This is a genomic window from Brevibacillus brevis NBRC 100599 (genome assembly GCF_000010165.1).
In the GTDB taxonomy this organism is placed as follows: Bacteria; Bacillota; Bacilli; order Brevibacillales; family Brevibacillaceae; genus Brevibacillus; species Brevibacillus brevis_D.
Genome location: NC_012491.1, coordinates 4,134,317 through 4,150,722 on the forward strand (window position 1 = coordinate 4,134,317; position 16,406 = coordinate 4,150,722).

Consider the following 16,406-nt stretch of genomic DNA (forward strand, 5'->3'; position numbering starts at 1 on the left):
GTAAGCCGCTTATCCCCCGAAATCGTTTACTGATGCCCTATTCGTCAGCGAGTGCTCGATGTATCGTCATTCTTGCTTCCTCTGCTACTATCTCATCCTTGTGATCAATGGCTTGCAACCAAAGCAGCATCGGAATGTACACAGCCATCATCCTGGCCAATATTTTTGTCTCTTCATCCACTTCTCCATACACCTGGAAAAACGATTGGCGGGCATGTGGCGGTAAAAAACTGTAGACCACATTTAAATCCGCTCCTGGATGCCCCACATTGAGATCTCCCCAGTCAATGATGCCTGATATCTGCCCGGCTTCATCTACCAGCATATTTTTCACATGGAGGTCTCCGTGCAGCAGCACTTCACGCGGACTTATTCGGTCTATCACGACTTGTCGTAAATAATTCGCGATCGCATCCCGATCTTCTCCAGAAATATGTACAGCCAAGGTAGACAAGAACGTCTGCATTTTTTCTTTTCTCTGTGCAATGTCCAGGAGGTTCCTATGATCTTGCTCGATCCCGTTCTCGCGGGCACGCTGGGTCGGAAACGCGTGTAAGCTTTTTAAAAACGTCGCAAGGGCCACTGCCGATGAAGCATGCTGCTCGTCGGTCAAGCCCTTTGGAAACGTTCCTGGAAGATACGTGTACCCCAAAAAAGGGAATGGGTAGTCGGTGGTTGGTTCTCCATAAAAAACTGGCTTCGGATACGGTAACGTCAGGAATGCCGCAAGCATTGGCAGCAGCATCCCTTCCTTTTTGATCAATTCCACAGCGACATTCCGCCTGGGAAAACGGAAAACAAAATCGTCCCCCACTCGAAAGACCATATTATCCCAACCACAGCCGATCAGCTTGATGGGCATAGAGGAGAGCTGCGGAAACTGACGGAGGATGAGTGTGCGTACCAATGGTTCAGATACTTCCCAGTCAGCATCCCATGGATTCGCGTTGGTCATTATTTTCGTTCCCTCCCCTTCGTCGTTTCATCTGCCATGATAATGCTTACAGCTACGATTGTGTAGCACGAATCTGATAGACACATCTCTTTCCGCCGATTGCCACGCATTCCGTCCGTTCTACGCTCGTTTGGAGTAACTCTCGGTAACAAGCAAGCTCTCTTGCACAAATCATCTGATACCGATCTGCTACTTTAAAATAGGGACAATTGTACTGTGTAATCACATATTCCTCATCACTGACCTGTTCCCATCTCGCCATAAATCCGTTGTCATCTTGGATGCGCGCCATCTCTGCCACCTTTTCAGATAGCGTTTTCCCTTCCATTTGTCCCTCGTATTTCTGGATAATCTTCTCTTGCTGTCTTGCAAAAAATTGATCCACACGGTCTTCCCCGTCGGCCAGCACGATATGCTCCATCAAATCCACGGCCAATTGCCCGTAATCATTCGGAAATTGTTCGTTACCTTGCTGTGTCAACGAGTAGTAGTGCATGGGTCTGCCTGCTTTTTGACGACCTACTCTGCAAACAACAAAACCGTCTTTTTCCAAGTAGATCATTTGCCTGCTGACAGCTACCTTTGTGAGCTCCAGCCTGTTTTGCAAATCCTTTGTGCTGAGCTCCCCTTCCCTTTTCAGCAGCAAAAGAATGTATTCACGTGTGGATAGGTGTCTATATCTCTCCATTTTCTCTTCGCCCCTTTATTTGGAAAAGAACGATACGCTCACAGTATATGTCCTTTGTATAACTAATTCAACAAACATGTTTATAAAGTGACATTCTTTGTTCATCACGAAAGCTACGCAACTGCAATTTATTAAACATTTTAGTTGAATATATATAAAATCATTCCTATACTGTGATTGAAGTGCAAGGTGTTTTTTTCAAGAAGGATAGGTGAAACAAATGAAACCTGTATTCTCCCTTCTCCGTGAACGACAGGTCGAAGTGACTTATCAAGAGCCTTTGGCGGCACATACTACCTGGAAAGTTGGCGGACCTGCGGATTTACTGATTACACCGAGCAGCAAATCCCAACTGATCATGGTCCTACAAATCCTGAATGAACATCATGTTCCATGGATGGTGATGGGAAAGGGCTCCAACCTTTTAGTCACAGACAAGGGTTATCGTGGCGCGGTCATCAAATTAAACAAGGCTTTGGACTATGCCCGAATCGTGGGAAATCAGATTTACGCAGGGGCTGGCTACTCCTTGATCAAGCTTGCAGCATTGGCAAACAAGCACAGGCTCAGTGGCTTGGAGTTCGCAGGTGGAATACCCGGGTCTGTAGGCGGAGCCGTGTATATGAATGCAGGCGCGAACGGATCGGATATATCGGACATTTTCCATTCAGCTGAAGTAATCACGCAAACGGGAGCCATTCGCTCCTTGCGTGACGTAGATTTGGATTTTTCTTATCGCCACTCTTCCTTGCAAGATGCTAATGCGATTATCACGGAAGCCGTTTTTGAGCTGACTATGCGCGACAACGAAAGCATCAAGCTCCAATGGAACCGCTATAAAGAAAAACGTTTACAAACACAGCCTCTGCCGTTCGACTGTGCGGGTAGTGTATTCAGAAATCCTCCGGGCCATTTTGCGGCAAAGCTCATTGAAGATGCTGGTCTTAAGGGCATGCGGTACGGAGGCGCGGAAGTATCGAGCAAACATGCCAATTTTATTATGAATACTGGCAATGCGACTGCACTTGATGTATGGACACTCATGAGGCAGATCCAGGAAAAGGTTCACAGCCAATCAGGCATTTACCTTGTACCTGAGGTTGTAATCGTAGGAGAACAGTAAAAATAACAAAGGGAGGCCTCACAATGATTCACATAAGCGAAGCTGCCGTCACTCGCCTTCAACATATGCTCGAACAAGAAAGCTCTACTCTCTTCATTCGTTTTGGCGTAAAGGACGGAGGCTGTTCCGGGATGACCTACGGACTCGGTTTTGATGATACGTATCAAGAAGGCGACACTACAATCGATATGGATAGTGTGAAGCTGGTCGTCAATCCGGAAAGCTATCCGTATGTCGATGGCGTCGAAATCGATTACAAAGAAACAGGAATGATGGGTGGATTTACGATCCAAAACCCCCATGCAATTGCAACCTGCGGCTGTGGAAGCAGCTTCCGTACAGCCCTACAGCGTGGGAAAAGAGAAAAGTGTGAGTAAACTACCAGACGAAAATGACTTGTCACCGCTTCCTAATAAATGCTATTCTATTGAAAAATTTCCCCCTATTCATTATGTAAGGTGACAATATGCTTTCATTTTCCAGATTGATAAAATGTAAACCCCCTATCCCGTAATCTCCCTCCTACGCTGTTTGAGATTTTCGGAATATAGGGGGAATGTACAAGTGAATAGAAAAATCTCAACACCATCTTTACTACTGTTGATTATCCTGGTGGGTTTTCCGCAAATTAGCGAAACGATCTACACACCTTCGTTACCTGATATCGCCAATAGTCTTCATGCCAGTAACAATATGATCCAACTGACACTCAGTATTTACTTCCTCGGCTTTGCCTTTGGTGTATTTTGCTGGGGAAGACTCTCTGACTCTATCGGTCGACGCCCTGCCATGCTCTGGGGAATTTTCGTTTACGGACTTGGCAGCTTGGGTTGCTACCTCTCCGATTCGGCTGACTGGTTGTTATGGAGTCGGTTCATCCAAGCTTTCGGTGCGAGTGCAGGATCGGTGGTGACCCAAACCATCCTACGAGAGAGTACCGATACCACCACGCGGCATGCTGTTTTTGCTCAGATTTCCGCTGCTCTCGCTTTTACGCCGGCAATTGGCCCCTTAATCGGTGGTTGGGTGGATCAATCGTTTGGCTATCAGGCTGTCTTCTTCACGCTGATCGCAATGAGCGTAGTGATTTTTGCTTACGCATTTGTATCGTTGCCTGAGACCAAAACGTCTACAGCTTCAAAGATAAGCACGCTAGCTGTAGCCAAACGCCTTTTTACGGACAAAAGGATTTGGGCTTTTGGCTTCTTAATCGGGGCAACAAATGGCATGTTGTTCAGTTACTATGCCGAAGCGCCATTTATTTTCATTGGTTTTTTCGGCATGACGCCTGGTCTGTTTGGGTTATTGGGTATTTTCGTAGCTTTGGCCTCTGTGATCGGGGCAATGCTCTCGAAAAAACTGCTAACCAAATACCCGGCTGAGAGCCTAATTTTAATCGGCTCGCTGGTAACGACGTTTGGGGCAGTATGCCTTACAAGCTTCACTTTGTATGGCGCGAGTCCTTCCGTTGTCTCGATGGTGATCATGGTAGCCTCTCTCTTTACCCTTTTGCTGGGGATTGGGATCGCGATTCCAAACTGCCTGAGTTTAGCTCTTGTCCACTACGGTGATGTACTCGGAACTGCTGGCGCCATTTTTGGTTTGGGCTACTATCTCATCGTCAGTCTCATCACGAGTGGCATGAGCTATTTTCATAACGGCTCGCTGGTCACCATGCCTATCTACTTCTTGCTATTGGCGATCATGATGGTGCTTGTAAGTAAACAAATAACGATTAGCCATACAGCCAAATAGCCTATTCGCTCTGTTCAGCAACTTCAACGTCAAAAAAGCCGATTCTCTCTTAGAGAAAATCGGCTTTTTGCCCATACTCATTACTCCTCCCGCTTCGTCTCGATCGCTAGTCCTTCGACATGCTTGCGACTCATCATTTTACGTTTCTTCCGGTTCTCTTTTGTCTCGAAAACAATGTCCATGTCATAATCCGCCGGATACAGTTCTTTGCCCTCAATATGCAAGACGAGGCGCTTTTTGTTGATTTTATATTTCTGATTTTGAATCATGACGCCAACGATACCTTTGGAGTCCTCCGCACTAAACACGATGCCGATTCTCCCCAGATAGGAGATAAATACACAATCACCAACAGCAAATGGTTTGTCACGCTTTGGCGTGGCTGATGTGACTACGGCTTCTTCTGAAATCTCCCGTGGAAGCTCCTCTCGTCTTTCCTCTTCCACTTCCACTTCAACTTCCACTTCTTCTGACTTTTCTATTACTCGTGTCTCCACATAGCTTGAAGCCTCATCCGCTTCCTGCTCGACGTCTTGGTATGGTTCCAGCCTTTCCAAAGTAGTAGTCGTCGTCATGAACCCATTCCGAGTAATTTCCCGAGAACGCTGAATCATCTCAGACGGGATACCCAACTTCAATGCGATCAGGAATGCGTAGCTCTGGCCAGCTTCTCCGATTCGCAAGCGATATAGGGGCTGCAAGGTCTCCTCGTCAAATTCCATTCGTGCATTTTGGAACCCGGCAGTTGCGGAGGCAAAATTTTTAATTTCGTTAAAATGTGTATTCACGATTACCGTCGCGCCTCTTCGGTGCAGCTCCTCCAAAATCGCAATCGACAAGGCGACTCCTTCTCCTGGATCTGTACCCGTAGCCATCTCATCAATCAAGACGAGAGTCGAGGCGTCGGTAATTTTCAAGATTTCCAGGACGTTATGAATATGCGCCGAAAACGTACTTAACGCTTGCTCGATGCTCTGCCCATCGCCAATATCTACCGCGATGTTGCGGAAAATGGAGAAATGACTGCCTTCCTGTACGGGTACGAGCAAACCCGACTGTACCATCATGGTTAACAGTCCGATCGTTTTTAACGTCAATGTTTTTCCGCCTGTATTGGGACCTGTAATAATCAGCGATTTGTACTCTCGACCAATCTTCATATGCAGCGGCACCATTTTCGGGCCGAGTAGCGGATGCCGTGCTTCCTTGACATCGAGGATCCCTTTTTCGTTTAGTTCGACATTCGCGCCCCCGATTGCCAATGCGTACTTCGCTTTTGCGAAAAGGAAGTCATACATTCCAACGGTCTCGACATTCACGGTGAGTTCATGGGTGTATTCTTCTGCGAACGCGGACAATTGCATCAGAACTTTTGTTACTTCACGTTCTTCCTCTGCCTTGAGTGCTGTCAGCTCGAACTGTACGGTGCTGATCTCCGTCGGTTCCATATAGACGGTTTGACCGCTCGCTGATTCATCTAAGACACTGCCAGCCACTTGCTTGCGATGTTCTTTTTTGATGGGGATGACATAACGTCCATTGCGTGTACTAATCACATTTTCTTGCATGATCGAACGATATTTGTTCACGATCGAATCCAGTTGTCTTTTCAGGCGCTCTTCAAATACGACAATGCGTTTACGCACCTTCAACAAGTCTTTGCTGGCCGAATCGACAACTTGCCCATGACGGATGCATTGTTCGATTTCGTTTCTCAATTTTGTGGCGTCGTACATCGATGCTGCATAGGTGCTTACCCGTGGCGCCAATTGTGCTTTTGTCGCCATGTACTTCATTAGTTGTGAGCAACTTGTTAGGAACAAGTACAGATTTGTAAAATCGTTTACGCCAAAGACATATCCCGTCCCCAAGAGGGAAAGGATCTTCTCCATCCCTTCCAGCGCGGGAATTGGTACACTGGCTCCGTTTTGCAGGATGTTCTTGGCTTCTGCTGTTTCGTCCAGCTTACTACGCACTACTTTGGCAGAGTCTATCGGCATCATTTGTTCTACATGCTTTTTCCCTGCGTACGATAAAGCGTATTCCATTACCTTTTCTTTGATCTTGTCGTATTCGAGACGCTGTAATGCTTTTTCATTCATGGCTGATTTCTCCTTTTTTATGGAAAATAAAAAAGGGCGAAGAATGAACAAATGTCATTCTCCGCCCTTTTTTTGGGATACCTAAACAAAACGCAACCAAATAAAAAACCGCGCTGAACACAGCACGGATTTTGGGCGCAATGATAGGATTTTCACCTAAGGCATTGTATGATATCCGTTGTTCTTAACTAATTCCAAGGCCGATTATCACCCAGCACAAAGAAACTTTGCTACATGGCAAAATTTCAAAGGTTGAATCTAGACCTTTTGTATGGAATTGCTTTAGTTAAGAACGACCGCCGACATCAACATCTCTCCCTAGATATGGTTCTTTTTACTATAGCGCATGTGATACTCTGGCGTCAATCCGCTTCGAATTTGTACAGCTTCACACCATAACCAGCAAAAATATCTTCAAGCTGTTTACGTACCACATCCCAGTCTCCACCTGCTAATCCGCAGCCGATTCCGTATGGAATGGCGAGGGTCAGCTTTTCTTTTTTCGCGTTGGCCAGAACCTCTTATACGATAAGCGCAAAAAAAGAACGGGGCGCGGCGGTTGTTGATACTGAATTTCTTTCAAAATATCTCTATTACGTTGAATAAAGTTGATATACTGTTGTTAATTGATGTACTGTGTTGTACGATGTATATACAGGAGGTAGGCGTGAAAGGCAGAACAGATATAACGTATATATGAAAAACAAACCCGTTTACAAGAGTATTTCAAGGAAAAGAAGGCATTTAGGGGGGAACATACATGTGAAAAAAGAGGAATTTACCGATTGTTAGGACAGAATGGCGTTGGTAAAACAATTATGAAGATGATTACAAACTTAATGATGAGATTTTGTCATTGGTGGAGATGATAGCTGTGTGATTAATAGGGAACAACAAGCAACCACCTATACAATATGAATAGAGAAGAGGAATGTCTTATGAAAATACATAGTCAAATTATAGTTGCAAGTATGGCCCTTGTAATAACTGGAAGTTCCCTGCTATACACATCGCCAACCTCAATTGTAAAAGCAGAGCCCACTCAAAATGTATCTAGTTCGTTACAAACAAGCACTCAACGAGATCATAATTCCGTCGAGCAAGCAATGCGGGAAACATTGCTACTGGGATTCCCGGGGATACTTGCTAAAACTTCTGAGGGTGGAAAAACGTGGGGTTATGCGGCTGGGGTAGCGGATCTGAGCACAAAGAAACCAATGGAAACAGATTTTCGCTTTCGCATTGGTAGCGTGACGAAGACGTTCACCGCAACGGTTGTACTTCAATTAGCTGGAGAGAACCGCTTGAATCTAGACGACTCCATCGAAAAATGGTTGCCTGGTGTCATTCAAGGAAACGGATATAATGGTAAACAGATTACCATCCGGCAAATATTGAATCATACAAGTGGGATCGCTGAATACTCAAGGTCAAAAGACGCTGATTTTATGGATACAAAAAAATCGTATACGGCTGAAGAAATAGTGAAGATGGGGATTTCTCTGCCCCCAGACTTTGCCCCAGGAAAGAGATGGTCTTATTCAAACACAGGATACGTATTACTGGGGATTCTTATTGAAAAAGTAACCGGAAACAGCTACGCGGAAGAGATTGAAAATCGGATTATTGAACCGCTTGAATTGTCGGATACATTCCTACCTGGCAATTCAAGCGTTATTCCAGGCACCAAGCATGCTCGGGGATATTCTCAACCAGACGAAGCAAGTGAGATAAAAGACGTTACTTTTTATAACCCAAGTGCAGGTAGCTCGGCTGGAGATATGATTTCTACTGCTGACGACATAAATAAATTCTTCTCTTCCTTGCTCGGTGGCAAATTACTAAAGGAACAGCAACTAAAAGAAATGCTTACTACAGTTCCTACAGGAAAAGCAGGAATGGATGGATATGGTCTTGGAATCATTGAATTTAAGCTTCCAAACGGTGTCTCGATATGGGGACACACAGGTGGCATTCTAGGGTTTTCTACTTTTGCTGGAGGTACACTTGGAGGCAAGCATACGTTGGTCGTCAGTTTGAACAGTTTAGGTAGAGATAACAGTCCTAATCCTTTTACAAATATTTTACTTTCTGAATTTAGCAAGTAGGAAAAAGGGAAATTTTGTAATAGTTTTTATAGTAAAATATACCTTTCTGGTTCAAAATCCCCAACTTACTTTCAAAAAAGGATTTGGGGATTTTTGGGATTTCGTCGGCAACTTTTTAAACCTTGCCCCTCTCAAAACGCGCCCGGAAAACCCGCGCTATACAAGGGCTTATGCGCCACTAATGCGTAACATTGCCCGCTGTTTCTGCTTGCGTTCGGCGGTTGTTGGTACTCTATTTCTTTCAAAATATCTCTATTACGTTGAATAAAAAGATTCTGATATACTATTGATTAACGAAGTACTGTGTTGTACGATGTATATGCAGGAGGTACAATACATGAATGTAGAAGATTGGAAATCACAAATTAAGCGAGGAACACTCGATTTTTGTATTCTATTGCTAATAAAGCAACGACCATATTATGGGTATGAAATCATAAGTAAGTTAGAGCAGTATCCTATTATTGCTGCAAAAGAAAATACAATTTATCCCTTGCTTAGAAGATTATTGAAAGAAGAATATATTTCTTCATCTTGGCAAGATAGTACAGAGGGCTTGCCACCGAGAAAATATTATACCATTACAGAAAAAGGAAACGAATACTTAAACGCTATGTCCTTAGAATGGGATAATTTATTAACAGCTATATCAGAAATTAAGGGGAGTTAAATTATGGATAAAATTATGAATGACTATCTTGAAAAAATCGGAAAACATTTGAAGCCTATGTCCACTCCCGAGCGTATTGACATTGTAAAAGAAATCAAAAGTGTAATGCTTGAATTGCAACATAATGGTGTATCTTCTGAGCAAATCATCGAACGGTTAGGAAACCCAAAAGAATTAGCGAAAGCATACTTAGGTGAAGCCATTTCAAAGAACAGTACATTTAGTTGGCGTAAATTCGGCGCTGTATTTGCATTTTGTAGCAGCTTTGCAAGCGTAAGCGGTATTTTTGTTTTGCCGATTATCAGTACTCTTTCCATTGCTTTAATGATTAGTGGAGTTATTACACCAATAGGCGGAATTATTAAATTTATCGGGTATCTTATGGGACATGATATTGCCGGAATAACATTCGAATTTGGAGCATTTACAGCAACCCGCCCAATGCAGTACTTGCCAATTTCTATTGTGAGTGGTGTGTTGATGTTTTTGTTGGGGAAAGTGTTATGGAAACTTACAATGAAATATATACACGCAATTAGTCAGAAAAAGATAAAATTGTAATAATAAAAAGAACGGGGCGCGGCGGTCATTCATAGACCAACCGCACCCCGTTTTTACTATGGGTGTGTCACGCAGTAGAACGCTGATTTTGAGGGAAAAGGTATAAAACCCTTACCCCTTTCCTTTGCTTCCAAAATGTTGCCTGAGACGACTTGAACCCATTCAGTTATAACGATCACTTCTTGTCTCGTTACAACTGCTCACGCAAAAACAGTTCGGGATAGATCAGAACAAGTCCGTTCGAATCTACTGTAATGTTCTCCATGAATGTTCCTGCCAGGTATCGATAGACAGAAGAGTCCCCTTTGCTTTCTAGCAACGTATATTGCTGCTGCACTTGTCTGTACGTCAGCTCATGGGCTGAGAAATAGGCTACTTGTATATACTGAGGTTCTAATTGGGTATACGACAACCGGCGGATTGGCAGTGTATTCGTGAAAGGTGTACAAGAAATATCAATATCGATACAGCCAAAAAGCTCGGAAATGGGCTCACCCGTTTCGTTCGTCCAATTTCCCTTGCCATCCGATGAAAGATGTAAAGCGCCTTCTTCCCCCATGATTCCCATTGAAACCTCTCGCGTGACCCAATTTGAATCCAGGACCATTTCATATTGGATTCTGGTAAGGGTAGCGTCATCCAGCCTTCCGATCACCATGCTATTTACGTGGATTCTGTTCGACCCCTCCCGTATTCTCAAGTGCTCATATCCGACACCTGCCGTCGGTTTCCAGATAACATTCGTTGGTAACACGCGAAGCCCTCCGATCATTTGTTCCCCTTTCCTCTATCCTATCATTTCTTGGATGAAAATGGTAGAGCCCTGTATGATCGGCTTACACAACGCATACCTGCGTCATCCATGGAATAGGATCATAGTACCGGAAAAGAATGGAAAGGAGACAATCGATGGGTAATCCCTCCTTCTCCTTAACACAACCTGACATGCTGTCCATTATTCGCAACGGTCTCCCAAAAACCCACTCCCCCCTCCATATCATCATCGTTGGGGCTGGAATGGCTGGTCTTGTTTCTGCCTCGTTGCTTAAAGCAGCAGGGCACAACGTAACGATTTTGGAAGCTGCGGACCGGATAGGCGGGAGAGTTTTCACACTGCGCTCTCCTTTTACCCATGGGCATTATCTAGAAGCTGGGGCCATGCGTATTCCTCATACGCACGAACTTACCCTCGCATACGTGAGGAAATTCTCTCTTCCCCTTCATCCATTTGTCAACAGCTCTTCCAACGACATCCTCTCTATAAATGGCATCAAAACAAGACGTTGGATCTATGAACGCAATCCCGACATCCTCCGCTTCCCTGTAGCCCCGCATGAAAAAGGCCGTACTTTCAATGAGTTAGCCGGTCAGGCCATTAATCCTGTCATCGACTTCATCAAACTCAATCCAGCGACGAACTGGCCCATCGTCGTCCAAAAATACGATCGTTTTTCCATGGATCAATTCTTGCGCTTCAATCCTGTTGGCCCTTCCTTATCCTCCCCTGCTATCGATATGATCAAGGTCATGACTGGCTTCGAGGGCTTCCCTGAGCTCGCTTTTCCCGAAATTCTACGAGACTTCATCCTGTTCGATCCTTCTACACGTTTTTACGAAATAACAGGGGGATTTGACCAGCTACCACAGGCATTTCTCCCACAATTACAGGACCATATATACTTCCGGCATAAAATGACGCGAATCGTCCAGACGGGAAACCAAATAACCATTTCTGGCGTTCGTACTGACACAGACGAACGATTTCAGGTGACCGGTGATATCACGATTATTACCATCCCTTTTACCGTCTTGCAGTTTGTTCAGGTCGAACCGTACGACCTGTTTTCCTATCAAAAATGGGATGCCATTCGTCAACTCCACTATGTTTCCTCCTCTAAAATAGGCATTCAGTTTTCTCAGCGTTTCTGGGAAGCACAGGGAATAAGGAGCGGACAAACCGTAACGGATTCACCTATTCGTCTCTCCTACTTTCCCAGCCACGGGTTTGATCAGCCCGGAGGTGTCGTATTGGTCAGTTACACATGGGAGGATGACGATCTGCCATGGCTCAGCATGTCGAGAGAAGAACAAGTGATGCAAGCGGTAAAGCATCTGGCTGACATTCATGGGGAGCAGGTGTACAATACCTTCGTAACGGGGGTCACACATAATTGGGCGTTGCAGCCTTATGCTGCTGGTGCCTTTGCCTTTTTCAAACCGTTGCAGGAGACGGAATTAACTCCCTACATTGGTGCGCCTGAAGGAAAAATTTACTTTGCGGGGGAGCACACCTCGAATGAACATCACGGCTGGATTCAAGGGGCGATTGAGTCTGCTGTACGCGTGGCTGTAGAGGTGGGGAGAAAATAAGCGGAGGTCTGTACAATGAAAGATTCCGTACATTCCCCCGCCACTTATCTACTACGATTCTTTTACGAATTCCATTCATATTCTTTTCGAAGCAACGCCAGCTTCATAAGATCAATGTACATCCCATTTTCAAATTCCGTTTCTCGATGGATTCCTTCCACTTGAAAGCCAAATTTCTGGAGCAAATGGATCGATGCCGTATTTCGTGTATCTGCGTCGGCTTCTATTCTGTTTAGATGCATATGCGTAAACCCGTACGCGATAATGGGCCGCAGTGCTTCCGACATGATCCCCTTATTCCACCACGAAAAATTCAGATCATACCCAATCTCTGCTTTGTTATGTACCGCATGATAATGTTTATAGCCGCAGCTGCCAAGAAATTTTCCAGTAGAACGATCCGTGACCGCCCACCTGATTCCCTGCTTTTGTTCAAATAAGTCTCGATACCACCGAAGTTCGTTTTCAGCATCTGCGATCGATTCAAACCTCGCGATCCCTACGTATCTCGCCACATCTTCATGTGACAACACTTCAAGAATATCTTCGATGTCTTGTTGTTCAGGTTGTCGAAGGATCAATCTGTCTGTTTCGATGACAGGGAATTGATCGAACATCGTCGGGTTACTCATGATAAGAACCTCCTCGAAAACGTATGATGAGAGATTTTTTGTGCCTACTTACAGCATCTTACGAAAATGATATTCCATTTCTCCACCCAAGGCTGCTAGAGTATCACCTGTTTCACGGAAATCATGGGTATAAATCGTTTCAAACGGCCCAAAATCCGTTTGCTTATAAAACTCAAAGCAAGGGAAGCCATCATGCGCTCCTTCAATCTGCACAAGACCATCCCTTTTCGCCGTTACCGACAATAAGTAGTCAACCGGTGGTGCATGCTCATTCAGGGGATTACTCGCACTTGCGCTCATTTCAAAGCTCACTTCTTCATCCGTTTTCCATATCATATTCCTGCACAAAATGCCCTCCGTACTCGCTTTTCCCTTTCGCAGCTGAATCGAGCCATCAGGATTCGTGATTTTCTCTGTTGTGATTCCCGTGTTCTGATAAGTAAAAATTTCTTTTTTCATAAAGTCTACGACAACCTCTTGCTCCACTCTGGAACGCATGGTGTTAACCGCATACGGGGTAAATTCACGCGAATCGCCTTCGAATTGAATGATTTTTCCTGTTTGCGGATCAGTCCTTGGTTCCGTCCATGATAAGGGGATAAATACACTTGCCCTGATTTTGATCAGGTTCACCATACTTTGACACCTCCATGTGTGATTGTTCTTCTAAGACAAATATGTGATGTTTTGGTGCGGAATGAACTGATACCGCCATGAGCAACGCTTTTCTACAATGATCCTGGTTTAGTTTACACACGAGTAACTCACAGATGATAGCTGTTCTCTTCTCCTCGTCATATTGTATGGCGAGATGATAGTACCAAAATGGTATACCGGAACCCCTTATGGTGCAAGAGGTCCCGGTCTTCTAAATCACCAGGTAATTTTAAATTTCTTTCCGGATCCACTGAAACATCTACGATTTAATTGTCCTTACGCACTAACAGTGAGCAACACTCCACATGACTGGATGGATTGGGCTTCATTTTCGTAAGGCGAGCTTCGTTTTACCAACCGATCTTACATTTGCTGAATTCCGTTGGACTATCTTCCGTCGGTTTACCCTATTCCTAGACCCCGGCCCTCGAAGGATTGCAATTACACTTGAAGCGGAGACTCCAGGAAAAGAAGGGAGTGCAGCGGTGACGATAACTGCTCTGAATCCAGGTTGATCAGGGTTGATAAACGATCTAAATTTTGCCGTGAAATTTCCTTTAGCGTCTGTAATAGTAAAGGCAGGGATTACGACACCAAAAGTATTTTCGGTTGCAAAAACGACTACGATCCCTGCTTTAGGACGTCCGTTCACCTTGACTTGTCCCGAGAGATTCGATGTTTCCCCGGCTACGATTATGGTTGGTACGGCGATCATGGTCATCGTAGCTTTTTTTCGTTTTGTTCCCTTTATTGAACTCATACCTCAACACCTCCATTAACAGTTATGGTATTACACAGCATTACCATATGAAAATGGGGGAGGTTTGTCTGTTTGAATGGAGAGATGTTTGCAGGAAATGCTAGCCCTCTCCGCTTAGAGCAGTTGCATCTTGGCTTCGCCTCGTCCCACTGCTCTTGTCATTGTTTCCAACCTAATCAGAATGTCATCTATATGATTCTCTATTTGCAACGCCTTTCCTTTCGTCCATATTCGGGTTAAACTGCCCGTTCATTTAACTTGGCAGCCAGTCTAGAACTTTATTATCCAGTCTAATGTATTGTAGTGCTTATAAAAATTCAATTAGCCCATCACCGTAATTTGGAAGCTCCTTAATTTCCAATTTGCAGGGCAATGGGCTATTTATGTTCTATTTAAGGCAGTGTAAGACACTGTCGTTTATAAGACATCATCGTCAGCTAACTCATCTGCCTGACGTTCGTAATCTTCTAAATTAGATGGGATCTTTAATTTCACTTTATCGCCATCAAGGATTACTCCCATTTTGCTCGCGTGTTTGAACGGATCATACGGTTTGTTGTTTTTTAAGGCATGAGTATAAAACTTGGGCTATCTTACCGCATACATCACCTATTGCTTTTCTCTTCGCCATTCCTCGATCAACTAATCGTTTATAGTAAACACGAAAACTATTTTCACTTATTTTTGGAGATATTAACAGTAAAGTCATTAAGAATAGAACTCTGCGAGTATCTCTAACACTTTTTATTTCTATCTTCACTCAATAGTGCAAAAAAAGAAGATAGGATTTTACGGAGCTATATGTCCTTTTTCAAGGATTTAATTAAACTAACAAAGCAGAACAGCTCAATTGACTAAGTGAATTATTATACTTTGTACATATTCGCAAAATCAATTTAATGCTGCCCGATTTTCGGCAATGGTACAATGTTCTTTCACTCTCTAACGGTAAGGCAGGCCATGAGTACGGCCCTGCAAGTGCTCCAACACCTTCCGACATCAGTCTATATCACACGGCCCGCGGCAGTGGCTATGATTGAATAAGCCAATCCGCCTCTAACGCATCCCAATTTGGCGTAGGCACATCCGACCTAGCCCTCCATTCGGCAAATGCCTCATTCAAAGCTATGAGCTCAACTGCCGTCCCATCAATCAACCCGCTAACCGGAAGCATGAAGAAAATCTTCAGCGCCCAGCGGATTAAGTTTGGATAGCGGGTAATCCAAGACGCTTGCTCCGGAGGTGTTAACGGGTACCCTAATGAGTCAAGTACACGGAAGCCCTCTCCCATCCCTGCCACTAACTGACGCATTCGCCTGTCGTCACGAACAACCTGTTTCATCTGGAAGCCATGGAACAGAATGACCATGTTCATGGGCACGACCAGCACCATGTGGTTTTTCAGCCAAGCATCGATCTGATCATGGTAACTAAGTTTGTACTTGGTTCGCATGAATGCCTGTTCCAGCAGGGAGCGAAACGGAATGGGTCCATCCAGACCCCCGATGATCATCTCCCCGTGACCGCCACGAATGCAAATGACTCGTCCGTCGGTACGTTTACCTGCGGTGGCTTGGAATCCAAAAGCGACCTGTTTGGGAGACTGTCCATGTTTACTCAAATAGTCCTGCATGGCGTAGGTATCCATATTATTGCCGACCAATACAATATGACGGCTAATGTTTTCTGCGAGGATCGGCAGTACAGCCCCGAAGTCCGAATATTTCATCATGACGAAGATCAAGTCATACGCATCACTTGACTCCAGTCTACGAATTACACGAACCCGATCGATAGTTGTCTTTCGCTGAAGGTAATGCCGAATGACCAGTCCCTCCTTTTCCAGTTCCTCCGCTCGCTTTCCTCTTGCCAACACAGTCACGTCATGACCGCCCTTCACCAGGACATATGCCAGATAGCTTCCCTGCACACCTGCACCGTACACAAGTATATTCAATATTATTTCCCTCCCATTATTAACAGTTGTTGAATATATAACACCTGTGCATTACAATCAAGGTATCA

14 protein-coding genes are annotated in these 16,406 nt (G+C 44.6%); 7 read left to right on the forward strand and 7 right to left on the reverse strand.

The annotated features are described in order from the left end of the window. Positions 1–37: 37 nt before the first annotated feature. Positions 38–955, reverse strand: coding sequence for a phosphotransferase (locus BBR47_RS19805; RefSeq protein WP_015892211.1), 918 nt, complete (start codon positions 953–955; stop codon positions 38–40). Between the two features lie 52 nt (positions 956–1,007). Then, positions 1,008–1,643 (reverse strand): helix-turn-helix transcriptional regulator, encoded by a 636-nt coding sequence (locus BBR47_RS19810; protein WP_015892212.1) that lies wholly within the window; start codon positions 1,641–1,643, stop codon positions 1,008–1,010. Between the two features lie 220 nt (positions 1,644–1,863). Here BBR47_RS19810 and murB point away from each other — a divergent pair, with 220 nt between their 5' ends. From murB to BBR47_RS19825, 3 genes are all read left to right on the forward strand, one after another. After that, positions 1,864–2,766: a UDP-N-acetylmuramate dehydrogenase gene (murB, locus tag BBR47_RS19815; RefSeq protein ID WP_015892213.1), complete on the forward strand. Its 903-nt coding sequence runs from the start codon at positions 1,864–1,866 to the stop codon at positions 2,764–2,766. 23 nt (positions 2,767–2,789) lie between these two features. Then, complete coding sequence (locus BBR47_RS19820; protein ID WP_015892214.1) at positions 2,790–3,143, forward strand: HesB/IscA family protein; 354 nt, start codon at positions 2,790–2,792, stop codon at positions 3,141–3,143. Between the two features lie 187 nt (positions 3,144–3,330). Further along, complete coding sequence (locus BBR47_RS19825) at positions 3,331–4,521, forward strand: multidrug effflux MFS transporter (RefSeq protein ID WP_015892215.1); 1,191 nt, start codon at positions 3,331–3,333, stop codon at positions 4,519–4,521. An 80-nt stretch (positions 4,522–4,601) separates the two neighbouring features. On the opposite strand, the gene BBR47_RS19830 is transcribed toward BBR47_RS19825, so the two are convergent. Then, positions 4,602–6,623 (reverse strand): endonuclease MutS2, encoded by a 2,022-nt coding sequence (locus BBR47_RS19830; protein WP_015892216.1) that lies wholly within the window; start codon positions 6,621–6,623, stop codon positions 4,602–4,604. 938 nt (positions 6,624–7,561) lie between these two features. Here BBR47_RS19830 and BBR47_RS19835 point away from each other — a divergent pair. From BBR47_RS19835 to BBR47_RS19845, 3 genes are all read left to right on the forward strand, one after another. Continuing rightward, positions 7,562–8,731 (forward strand): serine hydrolase domain-containing protein, encoded by a 1,170-nt coding sequence (locus BBR47_RS19835; protein WP_041749532.1) that lies wholly within the window; start codon positions 7,562–7,564, stop codon positions 8,729–8,731. 337 nt (positions 8,732–9,068) lie between these two features. Beyond that, a complete protein-coding gene (locus tag BBR47_RS19840) occupies positions 9,069–9,401 on the forward strand; it encodes a PadR family transcriptional regulator (protein ID WP_007716392.1) in 333 nt (110 codons plus the stop codon). A 3-nt stretch (positions 9,402–9,404) separates the two neighbouring features. Then, on the forward strand, positions 9,405–9,962 hold the full coding sequence (locus BBR47_RS19845) for a DUF1700 domain-containing protein (RefSeq protein ID WP_015892218.1): 558 nt from the start codon (positions 9,405–9,407) through the stop codon (positions 9,960–9,962). 190 nt (positions 9,963–10,152) lie between these two features. Here BBR47_RS19845 and BBR47_RS19850 read toward each other — a convergent pair whose 3' ends face one another. After that, positions 10,153–10,716 (reverse strand): putative glycolipid-binding domain-containing protein, encoded by a 564-nt coding sequence (locus BBR47_RS19850; protein WP_015892219.1) that lies wholly within the window; start codon positions 10,714–10,716, stop codon positions 10,153–10,155. A 155-nt stretch (positions 10,717–10,871) separates the two neighbouring features. On the opposite strand from BBR47_RS19850, the gene BBR47_RS19855 reads away from it, so the two are divergent. After that, entirely contained in the window at positions 10,872–12,332 is a 1,461-nt protein-coding gene (locus tag BBR47_RS19855) for a flavin monoamine oxidase family protein (protein ID WP_015892220.1), read from the forward strand. A 62-nt stretch (positions 12,333–12,394) separates the two neighbouring features. Here the strand turns inward: BBR47_RS19855 and BBR47_RS19860 are convergent, their stop codons facing one another. The 3 genes from BBR47_RS19860 to BBR47_RS19875 form a co-directional block, all read right to left on the reverse strand. After that, on the reverse strand, positions 12,395–12,964 hold the full coding sequence (locus tag BBR47_RS19860; protein WP_015892221.1) for a GNAT family N-acetyltransferase: 570 nt from the start codon (positions 12,962–12,964) through the stop codon (positions 12,395–12,397). 48 nt (positions 12,965–13,012) lie between these two features. After that, on the reverse strand, positions 13,013–13,600 hold the full coding sequence (locus tag BBR47_RS19865) for a DUF3238 domain-containing protein (protein ID WP_015892222.1): 588 nt from the start codon (positions 13,598–13,600) through the stop codon (positions 13,013–13,015). A 1,811-nt stretch (positions 13,601–15,411) separates the two neighbouring features. Next, entirely contained in the window at positions 15,412–16,338 is a 927-nt protein-coding gene (locus BBR47_RS19875) for a ketopantoate reductase family protein (RefSeq protein ID WP_015892224.1), read from the reverse strand. Between the last annotated feature and the right edge of the window lie 68 nt (positions 16,339–16,406).